13 protein-coding genes, 2 tRNA genes and 1 pseudogene are annotated in these 22,628 nt (G+C 40.4%); 6 read left to right on the top strand and 10 right to left on the bottom strand.

From position 1 onward, the window contains the following. Nucleotides 1-135 precede the first annotated feature (135 nt). From I3257_RS12245 to I3257_RS12225, 5 genes are all read left to right on the top strand, one after another. Nucleotides 136-2,508 carry an FdhF/YdeP family oxidoreductase gene (locus tag I3257_RS12245; protein ID WP_201553653.1) on the top strand — a complete coding sequence of 791 codons (2,373 nt, stop codon included), beginning with the start codon at nucleotides 136-138 and terminating at the stop codon, nucleotides 2,506-2,508. A gap of 85 nt (nucleotides 2,509-2,593) precedes the next feature. Next, a complete protein-coding gene (locus I3257_RS12240) occupies nucleotides 2,594-3,691 on the top strand; it encodes a formate dehydrogenase accessory sulfurtransferase FdhD (protein ID WP_087815049.1) in 1,098 nt (365 codons plus the stop codon). 396 nt (nucleotides 3,692-4,087) lie between these two features. After that, nucleotides 4,088-4,161 (top strand) — tRNA-Cys (locus I3257_RS12235). Nucleotides 4,162-4,284: 123 nt separating this feature from the next. Then, nucleotides 4,285-4,371 (top strand) — tRNA-Leu (locus I3257_RS12230). Nucleotides 4,372-4,536: 165 nt separating this feature from the next. Further along, entirely contained in the window at nucleotides 4,537-5,895 is a 1,359-nt protein-coding gene (locus I3257_RS12225) for an integrase arm-type DNA-binding domain-containing protein (RefSeq protein ID WP_238049930.1), read from the top strand. Nucleotides 5,896-6,603: 708 nt separating this feature from the next. On the opposite strand, the gene I3257_RS12220 is transcribed toward I3257_RS12225, so the two are convergent. From I3257_RS12220 to I3257_RS12205, 4 genes are all read right to left on the bottom strand, one after another. Next, nucleotides 6,604-9,786 (bottom strand): type I restriction endonuclease subunit R, encoded by a 3,183-nt coding sequence (locus tag I3257_RS12220; RefSeq protein ID WP_238049929.1) that lies wholly within the window; start codon nucleotides 9,784-9,786, stop codon nucleotides 6,604-6,606. Nucleotides 9,787-9,863: 77 nt separating this feature from the next. Further along, nucleotides 9,864-10,712, bottom strand: a complete 849-nt coding sequence (locus I3257_RS12215; protein WP_238049928.1) for a hypothetical protein — start codon at nucleotides 10,710-10,712, stop codon at nucleotides 9,864-9,866. A 52-nt stretch (nucleotides 10,713-10,764) separates the two neighbouring features. Continuing rightward, on the bottom strand, nucleotides 10,765-12,138 hold the full coding sequence (locus I3257_RS12210) for a restriction endonuclease subunit S (protein ID WP_238049927.1): 1,374 nt from the start codon (nucleotides 12,136-12,138) through the stop codon (nucleotides 10,765-10,767). Beyond that, nucleotides 12,128-13,717, bottom strand: a complete 1,590-nt coding sequence (locus I3257_RS12205; protein ID WP_238049926.1) for a class I SAM-dependent DNA methyltransferase — start codon at nucleotides 13,715-13,717, stop codon at nucleotides 12,128-12,130. The genes I3257_RS12210 and I3257_RS12205 overlap by 11 nt, the downstream gene beginning before the upstream one ends. Before the next feature lie 491 nt (nucleotides 13,718-14,208). On the opposite strand from I3257_RS12205, the gene I3257_RS12200 reads away from it, so the two are divergent. Beyond that, the gene (locus tag I3257_RS12200; RefSeq protein WP_238049925.1) at nucleotides 14,209-15,201 is read left to right on the top strand and encodes a DUF2939 domain-containing protein; all 993 of its coding nucleotides are present in this window, start codon (nucleotides 14,209-14,211) and stop codon (nucleotides 15,199-15,201) included. Nucleotides 15,202-15,319: 118 nt separating this feature from the next. On the opposite strand, the gene I3257_RS12195 is transcribed toward I3257_RS12200, so the two are convergent. The 6 genes and pseudogenes from I3257_RS12195 to I3257_RS12170 form a co-directional block, all read right to left on the bottom strand. Then, complete coding sequence (locus I3257_RS12195) at nucleotides 15,320-16,534, bottom strand: IS256 family transposase (RefSeq protein WP_238049924.1); 1,215 nt, start codon at nucleotides 16,532-16,534, stop codon at nucleotides 15,320-15,322. Between the two features lie 107 nt (nucleotides 16,535-16,641). Further along, nucleotides 16,642-18,342: a LeoA/HP0731 family dynamin-like GTPase gene (locus tag I3257_RS12190; protein WP_238049923.1), complete on the bottom strand. Its 1,701-nt coding sequence runs from the start codon at nucleotides 18,340-18,342 to the stop codon at nucleotides 16,642-16,644. A gap of 24 nt (nucleotides 18,343-18,366) precedes the next feature. Continuing rightward, complete coding sequence (locus I3257_RS12185; RefSeq protein WP_238049922.1) at nucleotides 18,367-20,751, bottom strand: hypothetical protein; 2,385 nt, start codon at nucleotides 20,749-20,751, stop codon at nucleotides 18,367-18,369. A gap of 283 nt (nucleotides 20,752-21,034) precedes the next feature. Further along, the gene (locus I3257_RS12180) at nucleotides 21,035-21,286 is read right to left on the bottom strand and encodes an AlpA family phage regulatory protein (RefSeq protein ID WP_238049921.1); all 252 of its coding nucleotides are present in this window, start codon (nucleotides 21,284-21,286) and stop codon (nucleotides 21,035-21,037) included. A gap of 162 nt (nucleotides 21,287-21,448) precedes the next feature. Continuing rightward, on the bottom strand, nucleotides 21,449-21,628 hold the full coding sequence (locus tag I3257_RS12175) for a hypothetical protein (protein ID WP_238049920.1): 180 nt from the start codon (nucleotides 21,626-21,628) through the stop codon (nucleotides 21,449-21,451). Between the two features lie 419 nt (nucleotides 21,629-22,047). Beyond that, nucleotides 22,048-22,566: pseudogene (locus tag I3257_RS12170) on the bottom strand (HNH endonuclease family protein); the annotation flags it as partial. Between the last annotated feature and the right edge of the window lie 62 nt (nucleotides 22,567-22,628).

Raw genomic sequence — 22,628 nt, 5'->3', positions numbered from 1 at the left:
TTTAGAATCCCCCACTTGAGCTTGGCGAAAGTGGTGGGAGTATGTCAAAGTTAATGCTTCTACAAACTTCTCGCTCGTCACTATATAGTTGCTGTATATCAAAGTTCGCTACCGCCATTTACTATGAGGTCTGTCATGCGCAAAATTCCTGTCTACTCCCACCCTGCTGCCGGTTGGCCTGCGCTGATTTCCTCTACTCGTAAGCTGATGGATTATCAGACTTTTTTACGGGGTAGCGTAAGTGTGCTAAAAAGCAACCAACCTAAAGGCGGATTCGACTGTCCGGGCTGCGCTTGGCCTGACCACAAATCACATAAAGCCATCGACGTCTGTGAAAATGGTATCAAAGTCATTGCTAGTGAGACCATGACAAAAAAAGCCGATGCGCAGTTTTTTGCGCGACATAGCGTCACTGAATTACAAGGCTGGTCGGGCTATGAGCTTGAGCATAGTGGTCGTTTATCAGAGCCTGTATATTATGATGCCGCGCAAGACCGCTACTTACCAATCTCTTGGGAAGCTGCTTATCAATGTATCGCTGAGCAGTTAGGACAGCTTGATTCGCCAGATGAGGCGCTATTTTATACCTCAGGCCGTGTGACCAACGAGCCCGCCTTTATGTATCAGCTGTTTGTGCGCTGTTTTGGCACCAATAATTTACCAGATTGCTCCAATATGTGTCACGAACCAACGTCGGTAATGCTCGGTAGACAGTTGGGTATTGGCAAAGCGACCGTGAAATTGGAAGACTTTGAGCAAGCCAAACTGATATTGATGTTTGGACAAAATCCTGCGACCAATCATCCACGCATGCTTGAAATGCTTGCTCATGCTCACGAGCAAGGCTGTCGAATCCTCTCAATCAACCCTATGCGCGAACAAGGCTTACGTAAATTTAGAAATCCGCAAAAGCCCACGCATATGGCAGCTGGTCAAAGTGATGAGATGGTCGATGAGGTCATTCAAATTCAGATCGGCGGCGATGCAGCACTCTTGACCGGTATCGCTAAGTGGCTGACTAAAAACAATAAAATCGATCAAAGCTTTATCGATGAGCATACGTCAGGATATGAGGCACTCGACGCATGGCTGCGCCAACAATCATGGCCTGATGTGGAACGCGGGTCTGGTATCAGTAAAGAGGAAATCATTATTATAGCAAAACTGGTAGCGGCGAGTCCTGCGACCATTTGCACCTGGGGCATGGGCATCACTCAGCACGTCCAAGGCGATGACAATGTAGCGATGATTACCAACCTATTATTATTAATGGGTATGATTGGTATTGATGGCGCAGGCGCGTCTCCCGTCCGTGGTCACTCTAACGTACAGGGCGACCGTACCATGGGCATCCATGAGCGCCCTGCACAAAAGCTACTAGACAGCCTTGAGCGTGTGTTTGAACGTCCGATGCCGCAAGAAAATGGCTTTGATGTGGTCTCTGGTGCAAAAGCATTGATTGCCGGTAAGCTAAAAGTATTTATGAGTATGGGCGGTAATTATGCCGTGGCAGCACCTGATACCAGTGCAATTCAGCAAGCTTTAACCACCACTCAGCTCAATATTTTTGTCGGTACTAAACTTAATGAAACTATGCTGTATCCGGGCGCGAACAATCTTATTCTGCCTTGCTTAGGTCGTACCGAACGTATTATTACTGCCAAAGGTGAGCAATTTGCCACTATCGAAGATTCCATGTGTCAGATTGTACCCACTCGAGGCAACCTGAAACCCGTCAGCGATACGTTGAAATCTGAAGCACAAATTGTGGCAGATATCGCCACTCATTTGCTTGGTGCTGATTCGTCCATTCCTTGGCAAGCAATGAGTGAAGACTTTGACATCGTTCGTGATTATATCGCCCAAGCGATTGACGGTTTTGAAGACTTTAATCAGCGTATTCGCGAAACCGAGCGTGGCTTTCATTTGTACCATTCTGCGCGGCATCGTGTGTGGAATACTGACAGTGGCAAAGCGCAATTTGAAGTACCACAATACCCTATCACCTACGTCGCAGCACAAATGGCAGAGACCTCTTTAGCCTTTCACCATGACAAAAAACCCAATGATAATACTAATAGTGCGCCAAACAATGAACAAAAAATTTGGCAATTGACCAGTGTCCGTAGCCATGACCAATTTAATACCATGATTTTCGGATTTGAAGATCGCTATCGCCAAACCACTCGCCGTGATGTGTTGTTTATGCACCCAGATGAAATGACTCGTTTGGGTTGGCAAGCAGGTGACCGAGTAATGGTATCTCGCCATGCCAGCTCAAATGGTTCAAATAACACAGACGGTACCGCTCAGCCACGCACGCTAGGGCCGTTAGTATTGACTGAGATGGATATCGCCGCTAACGCTGTCGCAACTTATTATCCTGAATGTAATGATTTATTTGATTTAGACACGCATGCACCAGACTCTCACATACCAGCGTATAAATCGACGACCGTTGTTTTGCAACGCGTTGAGGCAAATGCTGTTACGACCGATCATGCATAGTCAGCAACGGGCGAATCATTGAATGATGCATATATTTAAAGGAGATGATAATTTTGGTAATGACCATACGATATAACGAGGTATTATGATTGCCCAAAGTGATACTGAAACTGACGCAAAATATAGCGATAATTTTTCGGTAAACACCCTAACAGATAAGACGTCAGAAACTATAGAGTCATCTGCAACGCCGCTTGCACGTAATCATTGGGCGCAAAAGCATCATTATCCGACAGATAAGTATAACTCTAACAACATTATTGAGACCCGTGTTGCTAAGACTAATATTGCACAGACCCATATGCAGCAAATCAGTATCGACTGCCAATCAGCGAGCTTAGCAGTGGAAGCTGCGGTTGCTATCGTTATCAATGGTATTCACTATGCGGTACTGATGGCAAGCCCTCACCAGCTAGAGTATTTAGCCGTCGGCTTTTTGTCTAGCGAAGGCTTAATTCAGCATAGTCATGAGCTGCTTGATTGGGAAGTTACCCAACTGAATGATATTGCAGATTATCAAAATCTCACGCAAGATTCATTTATAAAGGAACGATTTATAAGAGATGCTACGGATGAAATTTTTGAATCTGCAGCATTTGAACAAAGCTTATCGTCACTGCAAGATTATGACATTTATGTGGTGGAGCTAGTACTAAACCAGCGTTGCCATCAGCGTATCCAAGCGCAAAAACGTCAGCTAGCAGGGCGTACAGGTTGTGGTATATGCGGCATCACAGGGCTAACACAAGCACTGCCTGACTTGAGTATCTATCGTCAAAACAGACAAAAGGCAGATACACCAAGTCTTGACTGTCTATTAGCAATACGCCAGCAAGTCGATGCGATGCAGCATACTCACCAATTGACTGGTGCCGTACACGCCGCTGCGACGATGTATAATCAGCAGCTATACCTATTCGAAGATGTAGGACGCCATAATGCGCTTGATAAGCTGATCGGTTGGCAACTGCGCAATAAAATAGAGATTAGCTGCGTCCTTATGACCTCGCGCCTATCGATTGAACTGATACAAAAATCGATTCGTGGGCGCATCCCTTGGCTAGTCGGTATGTCTGCACCTACCAGTACCGCAGTGCGTGTCGCTGAGCGTTATGGCTTAGGATTAGCGGGTTTTTTGCGTGATAACAGAGTCACTTACTATTCAAATTATTCAGACCTATAAAGTTTTATGCTCGACTCTCTCATTAAGCGCACTTATTCATAAACTCTCATTTGCAGCGCTTTAATGACAGACATATAACGCTGATTTTTCGATAATAAACGGTCTCCTTTTTAGCTCAAACAAGACCTTTTTAAAACACTATCTATTCCCTATCTCGTTTTATCAAACACACAACGAAATAATAAAGATATTATTTCGTTGTGTGTTTGATAATTATGATGTTTTTTGACGAACCATTCCTAATTTTAAGCTTGATAATAGCTTAATTTGACCTCTTAATACTTTGAATAGCCATTAATTTATGGTCAAATAAGGAGAATTGAGTAGATAATTCGCATTTAGCTAAAAAATAACTTGTAATTTAAATTATATTTGCTAATATAGGCGTCCTTGATTGGCTGGGTGGCAGAGTGGTCATGCAGCGGACTGCAACTCCGTTAACGCCGGTTCGATTCCGACCTCAGCCTCCAATTATTTAGGTTAAAATTTTATTCATATTATATTAATTTTAGCTTGCTTTATTAATATAAATGCTTATAATAGCGACCACTATCTAACAAGTAGAAAGCTTACTTTTAGATAATACAAGTTTTGCCCGGGTGGTGAAATTGGTAGACACAAGGGATTTAAAATCCCTCGCTAGTAATAGCGTGCCGGTTCAAGTCCGGCTCCGGGTACCATTACATAGTCCTATACTATCTTATAGAACATCTAAAGCCCCTGATATCAGGGGCTTTGTTGTATCTGGCGTTCTATACTGTCCTGCTCTATCTATCCTAATCCATGCACTTTGAGTATACTGTCAAGTATACCGAGTTTTGAGTCTACTCATGGAGATCTAGGATATGGAAAGAAAAGCGATCAGTTCAGACCGAAGCATCAGCAGCCATAAGCCTGAAGATAAAAAATACTTCGTTCCTGTCAAAAATCATCCCAAGCTATTCTTAATGGTACGTCCTACTGAAACCAAATCATGGATGTATCGCTACTACCCACCTTCAAACCCTAAGCAAAGTATTATCTCCATCGGTATATATCCAAGTACCTCATATGCTCGTGCCTGTGAAGTTTGGCGTGAATATGAGGACTTACTAAGTAAAGGTATTGACCCTAAAAATCATCGTGAAGAATTAAAGAAAATTATTATTAGTAAAACTAAAAACTCTTTTAATCATTTTGCTTGGGAGTATTTTGAAGGACTAGAACATACTCAAAAAGGTAATACGTTGATTCGTAAGAAAGGCCGTTTAGAGCTTATATGCTCCTATATTGGTAATGAACCTATCAGTGAAATTGACTCACCTAGAATGCTTGAAGTGCTACTAGATATTCAGGCTAACTCATTAAATAAAGCTGGCAAGCCCACAGATAAGGCTGAACGCTGTGCTGGTATTGCCAGTGATGTGTTTGTCTATGCTGGGGCACGAGGCTTCTGTACGAGTGATCCTGCGGCGCTCATTAAGAGCCAGTTGGCTAAGTCAAGTTACGGTCATCGTCCTGCGGTTACTAAACCGAAGGACTTGGCTAAACTTCTTAGAGATATTGAAACAATAGAAGGTGATCCAAACACCATAAACTCTCTTAGGCTATTAACGCTTCTCTTTGTTCGTAATGGTGATCTAAGACGTATGCGCTGGGCAGATCTAGACTTAGAGGCTGGCAGGTGGCAGCTGAAGCCTTTAAAAGGTCAAGGTAAGGTAAACATGGTCAAGGATATGGTTGTCCCCTTACCTCATCAATCCGTGGCTATATTGCGTGAACAGCAAAAGGTTAATGGACATACAGAATATGTCTTTTTTAGCCAGACGGCAAAAAAGCATCAGATCATCTCTGATGCAACTGCTAATAAGCGTTTAAAGGATTTAGGCTATAAAGATATACATTGTGCTCATGGTTTTAGAGCGACAGCGAAGACCATCTTACAAGAGCAGCTCAAGTATCCACTTGTACTTGTAGAGATGGCATTGGGTCATACAACTAAAGATCCTAATGGCACAGCTTACGGTCGATTTGAGTACATTGATGATCGTAGCAATATGATGCAGAAGTGGGCTGACTATTTAGATGCTTTACGAGAAGGCAGAGATACAGCAGAGTTTAAAGCAAATGCTCAATCACAAGCCGACTCTACTGCTCATCTACAGGCATTGATCGATCAGCTTGGAGAGAAAAAGGTATTGGAGCTATTGAGAAATAAGGAGTAGTATTTTAATGCCTAAATAGATTGAAAAACACACTATATTTAAAAAAGGCTTTTTTAGCGTATATAGTATCTAAAGAGATATAATTATAACGATAGTACCTTTTTATTGAAGAAGTAATTATTGCGGCCACGATAGAACTGACCCCTTCTGTTAGGTATGTATATTAAGATATCTAGAATGATTATGAATTTTAGTGATAGTAAGATAAACGATGGAGGTGTTGTATTGCTATCAAATGTGTTGGATTTTCCACTATTTTTAGGCAGATTGATCTCTAGTAAGAGGTGTATTTGAATGGATGTTTTAGCTTTTTATAAACTATTATGTGTGCTGTAGGCCTTGGTAATAAAGCGTTTTATGGTTTGTGAAGCAATCGTTTTATAAATAGCTATTATAATTTCTTATATGCACCTAATGTCATCATCAAGCGTCATTCTGTTTTAGTATCTGATGTTCATATCTCTCTGGCTAAAAATGAAAAATGCCTTTAGCTATCAACACTTCCCTACGGGATAATTCAATAGCTAAAGGCATTTTTTGTTGGTAATATTCCAACCCTCGCCAGAAGCTTGCAACTGGAAAGTGAACCGCCCCGACTATATTGGAGGCTGATTTACTTAAGTCAGGCAACAATACCTGACTCAAGCAAATTATCGTCACAGCATTTTCAAACTCAAATAGGTCATACTAAATTATGTATAAGTATATCTAAACCACCCTACTTTTCTTAAAATTCTCAGCTTGTTCAAATATCTCTTTATAGACCTCTTTTGAGTCCACAGGTGGGTAGCCCCATTCATCAAGTAATATCATCAAATCAAACTGTAGCTCCGCTTTGATGTCGTCGCGCTTGTTCCAGTCGGTGTATCTTGCTTTATCGTCTATCAGTTTTTTTACTTCTTTAGACAGCTCAATTAGCTTATCTTCTGGATAAGTGAAGTCGTACTTGTGCGCCAGTGACAGCAGAACGTCATAAAAGGCTTTTTCTTCAAAGTCGATACCCATCTCACCAAACGATGCCATCTCTTGGCGCAGCTCATGGTAGAGCTTAATGATCTCGTCAGAGAAATCGCCAATGACTTCGGCGCGTAGTAAGTCTTGCTCGTCACGGTCGTTATACTTCTCGACAAGCGCATTCATCTTCTTACTGAAATCCACGCCCTTCACCTTGTTGGTTTTTTTCAGCTCACCAATGGCTTTAGCCAGTAGTTGTTGCAGTAACTCTAACTTGGTATTGGGCTGCTTAATCACTTCAAGCTTGGCTAAGTAATCTTCATCGAAGATATCGATCTCACCATCTGTGTTATCACCGAGCTTAAAGATCTCTTCAACGCCATCACTCATCAGCGCGTCTTTCACTAGATCACGCACCTTTTGATTCATTTGCTCAGTATCAGGTGCGCCGCCAGTAGTGATTTTAAAGATGATGGTGCGAATGGCTAGGTAGTAATGAATCTTGTCTTTGTGCGCCTTTGTAAGTGCTTCACTACCCACACAAATATCATAGGCAGACTTCAAACGCTTGGCCAAGTCCATAAAACGCTTTTCTAGCTTCTTAGATTGCAGCGCAAAGTCAGCCGCCGCATTCAAGCAATTGAGCTGCTCTAGCGGCGTGCCATTAAAGTACAGGCTAGAGTCAAACTTATGATAGACCGTATCAAGTAGGTTTAAATGGTCTTTGACCACTACGACTGACTTTTGGATATCGTCTAGGTTTTGAACCTGACCGCCTGTGTAATGCGAGAGCGCAAGGTTCATCTGCTTTTTGATGCCGATATAATCAACCACTAGGCCACTTTCTTTGCCTTCAAACTTACGATTGACCCGTGATATGGTCTGAATCAGGCTGTGCTTTTGTAGGGGTTTATCAATGTAGATGGTATCGAGAAATGGCACGTCAAAGCCTGTAAGCCACATATCAACGACGATGGCGATCTTAAAGTTAGATTTGCCGTTTTTAAACTGACGATCCAGCTCTTTGCGATAGTCTTTATTACCGAGATTGTCCCACATGCCTTTTGCGTCATCCTTGTTACGAGTCATAATCATTTTGACACGCTCCATGGGCATGACATTTTTCTTATCACTCTCTGATAAGGTTGAGCCTTCCTCGCATGCTCGCACTTCATTCCATTCAGGACGCAGCTCTATGATGTCTTTATATAACTGATAGGCAGCTTCACGGCTGCTACAGACAAACATCGCTTTGCCTTTTTGCGTCGTGCCCTCTTCTACTCGCGCTTCATAATGCTGAACAAAATCTTCAGCAATGGCTCTTATGCGATCAGGGTCACCAAGTATGGTCGACATACTCGCCATGGCTTTTTTGCTTTTCTCTATCTGATACTCATTGGTGCCAGCGTCAGCACTTTCTTGATAGTATTTCTCTACTTCATCAAGTTGCTTACTATCGAGTAGTACTTTGGCAGCGCGGCCTTCATAGACGATACGCACGGTGATTTCATCGAATACCGACTCAACCATGGTGTAGCTATCAATGACTGGACCGAAGACATCAAGGGTGGCATCAATCGGTGTGCCCGTGAAGCCCACGTAAGTGGCATTGGGCAATGAATCATGCAGGTACTTAGCAAAGCCGTAAGTCTTTTTCACCCCATCTTCAGTGACAGTGATCTTCTGCTGAAGATTAATTTGGCTACGATGCGCTTCATCTGAAATACAGATGACGTTGGTACGCTCTGTCAGTAGCGCTAAGTCCTCGGTAAACTTATGAATAGTCGTCAAGAATACACCGCCACTTCTGCGACCTTTTAACTGTTCGCGTAGATGCGCTCGACTTTCGACACTGATGATATTGTCATCGCCGATATAGGTCTTAGCATTGGTAAAGGTTTCAGACAGCTGACCATCTAAGTCGGTGCGATCGGTGATTAAGATAATAGTTGGACTGCCAAGCTCAACGTCGCGCATCAGCAGACGTGCTAGAAACAGCATGGTAAAGCTCTTACCACAGCCAGTCGCGCCAAAGTACGTACCGCCCTTCCCGTCTCGTAAAGAATCGCTCTCATCAAATTTACCGTTAGTGTCAAGCACTTTCATATGACGTTTAATATTGTCAAACAGTTTGGTGGCAGCATAATACTGCGGATAGCGACAAACGATTTTTTCTTCCCTGCTGGATTTATCAGGCACATAGATAAAATTGCGAATGACATCAACCAAACGTGCTTTATCAAATAATCCGCTAATCATGGTTAGTAAGGAATGGATGCCATCTTTCTCTAATTTCTCATCACCAGTCACTTTGCGCCAAGAGTAATAGAACTCATAAGGCGCAAAGAAAGAGCCCATCTTTGAGTTGACTCCATCACTGATGACGCATAGCGCATTGTATTTAAACAGCTCTGGAATATCACGCTTATAGCGAGTGGTCAGCTGGGTGTAGGCATCAAACATGGTGGCATCTTCACGAATGCTACTCTTAAACTCAAACACCACCAGTGGTAAGCCGTTGATATAGAGAATGCCATCAGGAATACGGAGCTCAAAGCCTTGTATCTCCATCTGATTAACGATGCGAAAGCGATTGTTATCGAGTGCCTCATAATCAAGCAGCTGGATGTATAAGTCTTTTTGGGTATAGTCCTCACGCTTCAAGAAGAACCCATCGGCGACAAACTTCATAATGGCTTTGTTAGTATCGTACAGATCAGATGCTGGAAGGTATTCGAGCTTATGAATGATAGAATCAATCTCATACTCTGTGATCAAGTCTGCTTTATAGCGAGTGGCTAGAAACTGTCGAAGATCAGACTTAATCAGCACATCGTCAGGGTTGCGGTCGAGTGCTTCGCCAACCGTATGTGGATAGCCCTCGGCTGCTAGTAGCTCGATAATAGCTTGTTCAAGTCGGTCTTCAGTGAATTTCAATGGTAAGTCCTTTTTATTATTCTGTATTATCTTTCTCGACAACTAATATGCCAGTCCACGGCTAAGCTAAAGCTAGATTATTCATAAGCCTTTTTCACCGGATTGAACTTTACAATCTTGCTGTAATTGACACTATTGATACGATCGTAATCCTCAGTAGGTTTATCGCCTTTATAAGTCAATTTAATAGGATAATAAGTAGTGTTTTCAGGTATGACTTTAAAAGCAACATCATAGCTATAGTACAGAGGTGAGTCTTCCTCGTAATTTCCGGCATTGTTTGAGCCAGCATCACCTAACGTATATATATTGATAAAGTCATTTTCAGGTAAGAACAATACATCCCACCAGCTATCCGTTGTCCCAGTAGAGGTATAACCATTCATAAATATACTGCCCATTAGGTTTTTCCCCAACGGCTGTAGGCCGTTCTGAATATCTTCGGCATAAAGTCCAACTCGCCCCCAGCTAGTAGAAAACTCCACATCGTTTGGTGTTTTACTTACCAATTGAAACTGGCCGTTACTTAGCTTCTGAAAACTGTATAAATCAGCTGTTGCACCGCAAACATGGCAAGAAACCAATGAACCATTATTGACTTGAACTTTTTCGATGATGGCCAAATAACGTGGCTCACCTGCTACATTTTTATAAGGCAATACCGGATGCATTAAAGCAACTGTTCTCTCTCCATCGCTATCAATACTGTCTAAACCAATATTTGGCATCGACTCAATATATTCATCATCAATAAACTCATAACCCATACGACCGCTATAAAACTGACGCATGACTTCTTTAAAGCTCAAGTCTTTGATTTTGACTTGAGCCATTTGACTGGCAGAGAAAGCAGGAGCGGCAGCCATTGCAGGAGCCGCAGATAAAGTACCTAAACTAAGCGCCAAACTAAGTAAAAGCTTTTTCATCTTGAACTCCATTAATGACTATATTTTTGGGATAAACGTTTAACATCAAAAGTTATATAGCTTCATCCACAAGTGCCGCAGCCTCAGGAATTCGAAGCTCACCTGACATTAACTTGGGTAAAAGGGTGTCGCGGAGTTTGGCGAGAGTTTGGCCTTCTTTACTTGATATACCTTGTTGTTTAACCATAGGCGATACTAACTTATCAAATTCAGCAATCACTTTAGAACTAGGAATTATTGAAGAAAAAGACTTTATCATTGGGCCATTCCAGCTTGGAAATGTCGAACCTGTAGCAAATCTTAGTAAATCAGATAAAGCATTTTTAAACCAAAAATCAGAGAAACACTGAGATTTCTTTCCTCTTATTGAACAGACTCCTCGCCCAATACAATAAGCACCATCTGATTTTACATAACGACCAGTTGTACTACCTCTAACACAAACAATTAAATCCCCTTCCTTACATATTCTTGTTGGCTCAGTTGTCCACTTAATCTTGCTAGTAAAATACTCTCCAAACTCGACAGGTCCATTTATAAGAGCAATACCTTCGCCATCAGAATTATAACTAGTACCTTTTGGAGATTGACCCATAGTTATTATGCTATGTTCAGAAAAAGCATCAACATCCCAACCCTGCGGAATCCAACCCATCTCTTCCGTAAACTCAAACGTATCAGGGAATAAGTGCTGAATCTCTGAATTATCTTTTTTCTCAATTGCTTTACGCTGCTCCGCACGTTCCATAAACTCATCAGGAATCGGTTTGCCAGCCGCTAACGCGTTATCAATGACCGGATCAAAATCAACAAACCAACTCTTAAATAATGCCTGCGCCATCGCTTCTAGCGTCTCATTCATTTGGCGGTTTAGCTCGATTTTGTCGTCTAAAGAGCCAAGAATATGAGCAATGGCTTTTTGTTTTTGAATATCTAAAATCTTTATTGGTAATTTTAGCTGTCCAGTGATCCCAAGATAAGCTCTAGTAGAACCTCCTCCAGCCCACTGGTTTAATAAGCCTTGAAATTCATATGAGTCGAAATAGTATTTTAGATACCTATTATTTAGTTGGTCTGTATCTTTCACTCTATAATAAGTAACCTGTGGGGTTAAGACTATAAATTCAGATTCTATTTCACCAACAATAGCTGTTCGACCAATCGTAGCCTTATGAGATATTAAGACATCTCCAGTAATGGCAAAACCTTTTCTTAAAGTACTCGCCTGATCAGCTGATATAAATTTACAAGTTTTAGTATCAACTTGCCCATTAGACATATCAGAAGCCATCACAAAAGGTATTCCAGATTCAACAAAATCGTTACCTTTAGGATGAATACCACCATGATTTCCATCTAAAGGTTTGTATAAAACACCCGCTTTAATTAGCTCGCCAACCGTATAAATCGCTTCTTCACTCACCATAACCCAATACCTCCAAGTTCTGACGAATGGTGGCATCTAGCTCTTTAGATTCTTTCATCTGTGCATACAGTGTTTGGCTTAGCTCTAACATCTTAGTCTCGAACAGAATACCGTCATCTTCAATTGCCGCAGCACCGACATAACGCCCCGGGGTAAGCACATAATCATTGGCTTTGATATCTTCTAGGCTTGCCGATTTGCAATAGCCTGCCTCGTCCTCGTATGCTTCATAACCACCTGCTTCCTTCTCTCCACGCCATGCATGATACGTCTTGGCAATCGCCTCGATATCATCAGTAGAAAATTCTTTATGAGTACGGTCAATCATCGCACCAATATTACGGGCATCAATGAATAGCGTCTCACCGCTGCGATTACGCAGCCCACGTGCTTGGCTATCAGCGGAGGTGGCAGCTTTGTCCTTACTGATGAACCATAAGCACACCGGAATGGTCGTGGTATAAAACAGCTGACCCGGTAGCGCAATCATACAATCGACCAGATCGTTTTTGATGATTTGCTCGCGTATCTCACCTTCACCACTGGTGGTGGTAGACATCGAACCATTGGCCAGTACGAAACCTGCTGTACCGTGCTCAGAGAGCTTAGATATCATGTGTAATATCCATGCATAGTTGGCATTGCCCGTCGGCGGTGTCGGATAGCCTGCCCAGCGTGGATCATCGACCAGCTCATCAGGGGCGCGCCAATCCTTTTGGTTAAAAGGTGGGTTTGCCATGATGAAGTCGGCTTTCAGGTCTTCGTGCTGATCTTTAAAGAACGTATCGGCAGCCACATCACCCAAGTTGCTTGAGATGCCACGAATGGCAAGGTTCATCTTAGCGAGCTTGTAGGTCGTGCTGGTGTACTCTTGCCCATAGATAGACACGTCTTTGGTATTGCCGTGGTGACTCTCGATGAACTTAATGGACTGGACGAACATACCGCCTGAACCGCAGCACGGATCATAGATTTTGCCTTGATACGGCTCAACCATTTCTGCAATGAGATTTACCACAGACTTAGGCGTATAGAACTCACCACCGCCTTTACCTTCAGTTGCGGCAAACTTACCCAAGAAATACTCGTACACGCGCCCTACCGTGTCCTCGGAAGGATTACCAATGGTATCGATGTTATTGACGACATCAATCAAGGCGGCAAGCTTACTGGCCGTTAAGCCAAGACGTGAGAAGTAATTGTCAGGCAATGCGCCTTTCAATGATTGGTTGGTTTTTTCAATAGTGCTAAGCGCCGTATCGATTTTAAGCGCGATGTCTTCTTGCTTAGCATTCTGCTGAATAAAGCTCCAACGGCTCTCTTCTGGCAAGTAGAACACATTGTCTTTGGTATAGGCTTGCACCATGTCGATATGCTTTTCATAGCCTGTATCAATAAGCTTTTGGCGCTGCTGCTCAAAAGTATCACTGATGAATTTTAAGAAAATCAGGCTAAGGACGATGTGCTTATATTCTGATGATTCGACGCTACCTCGTAGCTTGTTGGCCGCATCCCAAAGGGCTTCTTCAAAATTGCCATTGTCTGTTTTGTCTTTTTTGCTTACCGGTGTTTTAGCCATGTTTTTTTGTTCTCTATGTTCTAAGGGCTAACCATGCAATGAATGCATGATTAGCCGTACAAGAAAGTGATTCGCTTTGTGGTAACAATTTTAGCTAGATTGTGCTTTTAAGCAAGCTTATCTATCAACTCATTTTTGGAAGGAACTGTTATCTCGTACTCAATATAGATCATAAACAATGGTTAATTTTTATTTTGCTGGACTCAGAATTTATATAGACCTAAGAATATTATTGTACGGACGACAACGGTGATGTTCCTGTCGAATACTGAAAGATGTTTTGATAAACGTGAGTTTATTGAATTGTTTTATAAGTCAACTAATGTTAGCATTAATTTCTAAATGTTACTACTATGTAAATCTGCATAAATTCATGACATTGGTAAAAATTATACTTTGTAAATATAGCAGCTAAGCATTTCAGTCTAAGCGTTAGCTATCCGTATTGCTTCATCGTCTTTTAATATTGTTAGAAATTCAGGAGAGATTTTTTGAAAAAGCTTTTACCTTGGTTGGCAGGCTTGTTAGTTATATTTGCGATTTATCTTTACGCTTCACCATATATAGCTTTGTATAACATTAAAAATGCTGCTGAACAGAAAGATGCAGATAAGCTGTCAGGGTATATTGATTTCCCTAGCGTTAAGCAAAGCATAAAGGATCAAGTCAAAGCCGCTATGGTTGAAGAGCTTGCTGCAAGTGATGAGCAAGATGGCTTTGAGGCTTTAGGAACTATGTTAGCCGCTGCAATGATAGACCCACTCGTTGATGGTTTGGTCACACCTGATGGGGTTGCATTAATGCTTCAAGGGCAAAAATTGGATTTTGACTCAAGTAATGACAGCTCGGAAGACAAGGCTAAAATCGACAATGAAGATATTGATTATAAAACTGGCTACCTATCATTTAATCGATTCAAAGTTCAGATCATTGATGCCGATGATTCGGATGAATCATTAGATGTGATCATGCATAGAGACGGTCTTAGCTGGAAAGTCACAAGGATTTCTTTTTCGTTAGACTTAAAAGATAAAAACTCTAATAAGAACATCGAAGAATCTTCTGTCGCTGACTTCGGCTTGATTGATGAAGAGGTTGCAGGTGAAACCTATGATGATATATTCCAAGATCTAAGTGAGCAGCTGGATGCTGACATTGCATCCATATCAGACATGAGTGAAACTACTCATGATATTTCAAATGATGACTACTACGATAATGGAACCGGTGATCACGCTGTAGAAACGACCGAACTACTGACACCAACGCAAGCAGCACACATTGACTACCTTTTGGACAACAATATTGAAGTATCACAAGACATGGTAGATTTATTAAATGATTTTACCCTTGGTGGTGGCACAGATGCTGATTTGCGTAAATTCGTGATTGAACGTTCAGGTTATGACGACGGATATGATCCGTCAACAGACTGTCGCAACCCAGATTTAACAGAAGCGCAGCATATGAATAACTGTACTTAATAGATATTAAATGGGTAATAGTTCTAGTAAAAAAATAAGCCACCTTGCGAAATGCGAAGGTGGCTTACTTATGGATAGAGGATTGTGGAGACCATCCCAGATTCTGTGTAACTGCCATTTAGATTAAATGCTTACTGATACGGTCATCAAACATAATCATAAAACGATTCAGAGCAGACGTCCAGTTACGGATTGGCATCGACCACTTTTTAGACGCCTGCTGGGTGGCTAAGTACACCACTTTGAATGCTGCCTGATCAGATGGGAACACCTTACGCTTATTCACTGCCGTCCGAATCACACTGTTTAGCGACTCTATCGCATTGGTGGTATAAATCACTTTTCTGATGTCTTTCGGATACTCAAAGAACACCGTTAAGCCCTCCCAGTTATTGCGCCAAGACTTGACCACGTGCGGGTAATCTTTGCCCCAAGTCTCATCAAAGTGCTCAAGATTGGCCTCTGCCATCTCAAGGGTATCAGCGCCGTAAATGGCCTTTAAATCAGCCGCTACGGCCTTCTTATCCGTCCATGGTACGAACTTCATGGAGTAACGCACCATATGCACGATACACAGCTGAACCTGTGCCTTTGGATAGACGGTGTTAATGGCATCAGGGAAGCCCTTTAGACCGTCAACACAAGCGATTAAGATGTCTTGTACGCCACGGTTTTGAAGCTCGGTAAGAACACCTAGCCAGAACTTAGCGCCTTCATTCTCTGAGAGCCACATACCAAGCAGCTCTTTTTTACCGTTAAGGTTAACGCCTAGGGCTAAGTAAATGGCTTTGTTGATGATCTGCTTGTCTTGACGTATCTTCACGACGATGCAGTCTAGATAGACGATAGGATAAACACTGCTCAGCGGCCGGTTCTGCCAAGCAGTGATGTCCTCTAATATGTTATCGGTGACTCTTGAGACAAGAGAGCTTGAGATGTCGACATCGTAGAGCTCTTTAATGCTCTCTACGATCTCAGTGGTGGTTTGACCTTTGGCGTAAAGGAATATGATTTTATCATCGAGACCTGAGATACGGGTTTGATGCTTACTAACGAGTACAGGCTCAAAGCTGCTATCACGGTCTCTTGGGGTAGAGATTTCAAGATCGCCTGTATCACTGCGGACGGTCTTTTTAGTGTGTCCGTTGCGCTTGTTTGGTTTATCTGCTTTCTCATGCTTGGGGTAGCCGAGATGGTCTTCCATCTCAGCCTCTAAGGCAGTATCGATAAAGGATTGCATGAGCTGCTTTTGGAAGTCTTTGATGTTATCAAAGCTTTTCATGCTACCAGCCATTTGCTCGGCCAGTTTTTTAATGTCAGATTGAGTAGTCATTGCTTATTCTCCTGTTATTGGATTATAAGCAGTTACACAGTTTTTAGGAAACTCCCGGATTGTGAGCAGATATACAGTTTTTAAGAAAGTCTCAACCTTTTTTAAGCTTATGAAATTTCTCTAAACTCAGCATCAATAATTGAGCCTTTATTTTTCCATTGCTTAAACCGACTGTTAACATCTTTATACCCACTGATCTCATCCTGTAAAGACTGGTATGATTTCTCCAAATCCATATATCCCTGAAAGAACATAGGAACAAAGCGTTCACTATCCACAAGATCTAAAATTTCTTTCTCTTGCTTTTTCAAATTATCTATAAGCTCTTTCATAGACCTTTCAAATTCTTTTTGTATTTCGATTTGCCTATACGAATCATAGAGCTCTAGACCAACCCCTAAAAATGCAAAAGCCCCGTTAAGTTTATTGGCTAACTTAACTGCGCCATGTGGCTTGAACTTAAGCATTTTTGATAAGTCTAAACCTACATACTTTGTCATTGCTTTTACACCATCACGGGCGGCCAGAACTGTCTTATTATCCAATTTCACATTTTTAACAAGATGATTAACACCTTTTCGAGCCATCACACTGACAGCACTATCAATAGTCTCTAGCTCAGTATCGAATTTTACAATTTGTTGATCGAGCGCAAGACTGACTGTAGCTATCTCATTTTGAAATATTGAGTTTAAATTGCTTTGAATCCTACTTCCTTCTTCACCAACTTCTCTATCTAAAAAATCAGCAACTGTATCCATCCCAACACCACGAGCTTGCATAATGACATCATCAAAAAATCTCTTCATTGAGTCTTTGATATTTAAGCGTGCACTTCTTATTTGAGTGCCTAATCCAGCTAACTCCGACTGTTTATTTGACCATAGGTGCTCTAAATCACTAATGACCTCGGCCATCTCTCCTTGTTTTTGTTCTACCTTTGGTATTTCTCGAATAATAATATCGCTGAATATCGACTTACGTGTATCATTGACAATATCACTTATGCCACCGCTATTCTTTACAATGCTTTTCGTTGACTCTTGTAATGAGCCAATATGAGAAAGCTTGCTAAACTCTTCAGGATTATCAAGCCAATACTCAACCCCTTCATCAAATGGATTAGCTGAGACCCCTACTATACTTAGCTGTTGAACTTCTTTAGAATTTAGCTTTAAGAACTCTTGCAACCTTTCTGTCACATTACTTTTTTTAATATCAAGAAAATGTTGGTATTCATCTTCATCCTCAACGTCAGCCACTTCATCAAACCTGCTTAAAACAAAGACAGTACGTGAGAGTAGATTCAGTTCTCTAAACAACCAAACTAAATCGTCCTTATGGCTTTCTTTAACTGGATTTTTTGAATTCATGACATACAACACAATATGTGCTTCGCTCACATATTTTTTAGTGATGTCTTTATATTTTTCTATTTCAAAATCAGAGTTTTCTTGCTCTTTATAACCATATAGACCAGGTGTATCAATTAACAAGCAATCATCACCAATATCATAGACACTTACTTCATTTGAAGATTCAGCTGCACTAATATTCATGCTAGATTTATCTAGCTTACCTAACCATGCGGCTGCGATAGATGTTTTACCTTCAGAGAATCCGCCTATTAAAGCAATTTTTAGCTTATCTTCTTTAACGTTATTAATTGCATTAGACAGTTTACCTTTTACATCATCTGGTAACTCTAAGCCAAACTCACTACCTTCTTTTAAGAAAGCATCTAACTTAGAGAGTAATCCTAAAATTCGTTGTTGTTGAGCCTGATACTCTTTTAATGTTTCACTCACTATAAAACTCCTTGATTTATTTAGCTAAACTAATAGTTCATCTGATATTTGACCGAAATGGGTTATAGCATGCTTTAAATCTTTGTTTAAAGCATTTATACCTTCAGGCACAGCCTCAAAGCTTTTATATATTTCAGCTTTATTATCTGTCATTTTTGTCACTAGCTGTTTAATACTGTCATCCACTTCTGCCTGGATTTTCTGGCATACTTTCGGTAAATTTTTACTCACATTTTTCTTTTGCTGTTCCATCTTATAGCTAGATGAAAAAGCACCAAAAATGGATTTGGCGAAGCTAAGAGCTAAGCCTGCTACAGTGGCAGTAATGAGAACCCAACCTACTGGATTCCAGATCATTGCGATGCCCACTCCGAATATCGTAGACATTAGTGCAGTCATATTTACGCCACTACTTATATTGAAATCCAAATCAAAATTTATATTATTAACTTCAGCAAAGCTTTCATATTCTCTTGTTATCTTGTTTACGTTATTCAAAAACTCTGTCTGAGTTTTTTCTATATTTCTTTCCAGCTTTTCTATTGCTTTTTTGACTTCATTTTTCATACTTTCTTCAAAAATATTAACTTGCTCCTTAATTTCACTATCGAATACTTCCTTAAAATCACTATTACTTATATTTTGATCTATATGACCATAGACTTCTTTGGTAACAGAGCTTTTGAACTTACTGATGTGTCTACTACTTTCCCTCTTGAGAACAGATTCAAGTTCAATGAAGTGATTATTGATAGAAATTTTTGAGGTATCAACTTTTTTCTTGATATCTTTTTCTAGTAATCGATAGGTCTCGCTTATAATTTTCAGCTCTTTTTTATTCTCGTTTAGTAGTTCTCTTACTTTATTTAGGTTACTTTTTCGAATCTTATCTTCAACATTTCCTACAATATCTTGCTTCAAGCCTAATTCTAACGCACTGAGATTAGATGCTTTTTGCAGTTCTTCTCGACTCATACCCTTTAAGTACTTTTTTTGCTGCTCGTATTGTATTGAGAAGGGCTCTAGACAAGTTGATTGTGAGAGAAATGCAGGTAGACCAGCAACCACTAGCGTCCCACGATAATTGTCACCTAGTAGCTCTTTGAGTTTGGTTGAAAGCTCATCTAATGACTTCTCTTCATCTTGTGAAGACACAAGCTTTTTCTTAAGCTGTCTAGGATTGGTAATCTGTTTATTGTATATAGCCCATACTTCAGTTTGATCACTTAAGTGCTTCTTGATACGATCTAGTGTGCCCTCGTTTGGTGGAGCATCTTTTGCAGTGACATAAAAGACAGCATGTGTTTTTTGAACAGCTCTATCAATTTCTTGCTCGACTAAACTTTCATTACCTTCGATACCAGGAACATCAAGCATACTTACAGGAAAGTTATTAATATTAAAAATATAACTTGTGCTGTCTCTTGTGAAATCACTTCGACCATCACCTATTATGTTTCCATCTACAAATGGAGTTAATACTTTCGTGTTCTCGCGAAACTTATCGATCCATCGTTGTGACTTTTTAACTTCGTTTTCAAGTCTGACTATTTCTTTCTCAATATCCTTAGTCTCGCTTGCCTTGGGCTTCAGTATTGTTTGAATTTCACGGCCTAGGATCTCATGCTCATCATTCTTTTTCTTACGGGTCTTATTCTTGTTGTCTTCTATATCGTGACTTATCAATAGCAACTCTTTTCTTATATTACTTATCTGCTTCTCTTCCTCTAAGCGTTTGAATATATAGATTATTTTCAACCACCAAGGCATGAGGGTTTTTATCCTATGAATCTTGACATCTAAATCCATGACCTCAAAATTTATAGACTCAATGTCTTTACTATAAGTTTCTACAAGTTTTTCATATTCCGCGTCAAGCACCGAGCTTATATACTCTTTTTTATCCTCTATCGGTTTTATTAACATTGAATACTTGTCATCGATATCTAAGCGTTGTTGCGTCAAGTGTGAGATATTTTCATTGACATCTTTAATCTCACTTTGAATACGATAATATTCATCCGCATCAATATTTAATTTTTTTGCTAAACTGGCATACTTTTGTTGCTGCTTTAACCTGACCTCTTCTCCTAACATGATGCGTAAAGCTTCAATTAAGGTTGACTTTCCTGCATTCGTTTCTCCAAAAAAGGCTATTGTAAAGTGCTTCCATTCAGCGTTTTTTTTAAAATCATCGAGCTTACTGTCTACTTTCTGTTGCATACTATCTAGACTAGACATCGTTTCGTTATGTGACTTTTGGTCAATTTTGGCAGCTCCATTATTCAGCTGATCAACTCTATTAGATATGTTTCTGATTTGATCCTTGACAAGATCATATACAGAACTTGGGTTGCTCAAATCGAACATTGTATTCGATGACGAATACTGAGAATCGGGATATGACATAAAACTCCTTTACAATAAGATGAGCAGTCTGAATACGACCTTTTCCGATCTTAGAACATTAAGATTAAAAGTGGTATTAATGTAATAGTTACTTACTACTTGTTAACAGATTGTAAGTCTAAGACTTCTTCAAAATATTTACCAGTAATATGTTTATTCTTAACAGATATATATTGAGTAATTACCTACAAGACAAAAAAAATGGCTTTCTTTCTTATCGACAAATTTTCATAGAATGTTAAACATAACCCGTTTTAGAAATTCTAAAGCGGGTTAATTTAAGCTACATTGAACGCCCAGCTATCTTAGTATTAATCCATTCTGCAATCTCACTCGCTACCCACACTACCCTTACTTGTGTAAGCTGAACCTTCTTAGGGAACGTTGGATCATAACGATCAGATTTTTCATTAACCATCTCATAAATCGTAGAACGACTAAGACCTGTATAGCTACCAACATCCTTCACACTCAGTAGCTGCGGTATATGATTGCATTGCTCGATTACTAGCTGTGCTGCGTTTAAATTTTCCATGGTGTGCTCCTTATAAGTGAATGAGAGCGCTTCCTCTCATATACTTAGCGAGTCCTATATTTTTTTACTGCATCCCATGCAGTCCCACGCTTAGCCTCGATTGAAGCCATAAAAAAAAGAGCTGACTGAGTCAGCTCCTTCTTATGCCTTTCTTTTTCTGTACTAACTCACAGCCGTCACACTCTGTCGTAGTCCTTGCTCAATACTGGTCACGTTATTAGTTACTAACCCATTCTGATATTCACCCTGCTGATCATTACCATCATCACCTAGCTCCATCGGATAAAACTCCTCGAAGACTTCCATTGCATCTTCGCTATCGATACCAAAGTATGAGTTCACATAGCCAAGCTTATCTTTATAGAACGCCTATAAGCAGTACTACCTAAAGCAGCATGGGCAACTGATACGCCAGCTTTCAGACTGTTAGTTATGAAGAAGCAGTAAGGCAGCTGTTCAGTAAAGAGCAATTTAATATTTGATCCGCATTTGGTTAAAGCACTAAAGGAATGCAATGATCATGTGCTATTATATGAGCTCTGCCATATCGCTGAGCATAATCATAGCGAACACTTTGGGCGCTTGTTAACGCAGGTGATGTCGAACTGGAAAGAAGTAAAAGTAAGGCTTGATGGAATGGCTGAGCTATATTTGAATGAATTGAGGTAAGGGAGTTAGCGGTCTAAAAGCGTTTCTTTATAAAGAATTAAAGGGTTAAAAAATATGTTTTTTAACCCTCTGAGTATTTACATCAAGCTTTCCTATGTTGTAGCTAATATTAGATCTTCAGCGTTTAATCTATCGTATTCATCTAAACGTTTCTCGTTGAACCTCCAGTGATCTAAAGCTAACTCCATCAGTATTTTCTGTCTTTTTTCAATAGAGTTTTTAGTCCAATCACTAAACTGATAGTCAGTTTTATCTCTAAAACGGTTTAAGGCAGTGTTTTTTCCTATTGCATATGCAGGATTCAGTAGCTTCGTGAGTATTGAGCTAGAGTTTATATATTCTCCCTGCTTCAGTTCGAACCAATTACTGGACATATCATTAAAGCTATTAATAGCTTGATTAATCTGTCCTTCCAGTAATGTTGTGTTACCTAACCGATCAACATATTTTTCATGCTCTTCCTCATTAGAAAAGTCTTCACTAGCATCAGAATTAGTAAGCTTTTGAGGTAAAATATGTTCTATTTGAAGTTTTTGAATACTTTCTTGATCAAGAGGGTTTAAGCCAGCTCTTTGGTAAACTGTACTATCAAGACATCCTAATAAGTATCTTACGCGATATTGAACCGCCCCGGGATTGTCGGAGACTCAACATTCTGAGAGAATACGACAAT

The sequence above is a fragment of the Psychrobacter sp. Ps7 genome, from assembly GCF_022129225.1.
In the GTDB taxonomy this organism is placed as follows: Bacteria; Pseudomonadota; Gammaproteobacteria; order Pseudomonadales; family Moraxellaceae; genus Psychrobacter; species Psychrobacter immobilis_A.
This window is presented reverse-complemented; position numbering and strand designations above follow the sequence as displayed.

Bases quoted from the DNA above. Each gene is read 5' to 3' on its own strand.
- I3257_RS12245 (WP_201553653.1), top strand. From the start codon at position 136: ATGCGCAAAATTCCTGTCTACTCCCACCCTGCTGCCGGTTGGCCTGCG.
- I3257_RS12240 (WP_087815049.1), top strand. From the start codon at position 2,594: ATGATTGCCCAAAGTGATACTGAAACTGACGCAAAATATAGCGATAAT.
- I3257_RS12225 (WP_238049930.1), top strand. From the start codon at position 4,537: ATGGAAAGAAAAGCGATCAGTTCAGACCGAAGCATCAGCAGCCATAAG.
- I3257_RS12215 (WP_238049928.1), bottom strand. From the start codon at position 10,712: ATGAAAAAGCTTTTACTTAGTTTGGCGCTTAGTTTAGGTACTTTATCT.
- I3257_RS12210 (WP_238049927.1), bottom strand. From the start codon at position 12,138: ATGGTGAGTGAAGAAGCGATTTATACGGTTGGCGAGCTAATTAAAGCG.
- I3257_RS12205 (WP_238049926.1), bottom strand. From the start codon at position 13,717: ATGGCTAAAACACCGGTAAGCAAAAAAGACAAAACAGACAATGGCAAT.
- I3257_RS12195 (WP_238049924.1), bottom strand. From the start codon at position 16,534: ATGACTACTCAATCTGACATTAAAAAACTGGCCGAGCAAATGGCTGGT.
- I3257_RS12185 (WP_238049922.1), bottom strand. From the start codon at position 20,751: ATGTCATATCCCGATTCTCAGTATTCGTCATCGAATACAATGTTCGAT.
- I3257_RS12180 (WP_238049921.1), bottom strand. From the start codon at position 21,286: ATGGAAAATTTAAACGCAGCACAGCTAGTAATCGAGCAATGCAATCAT.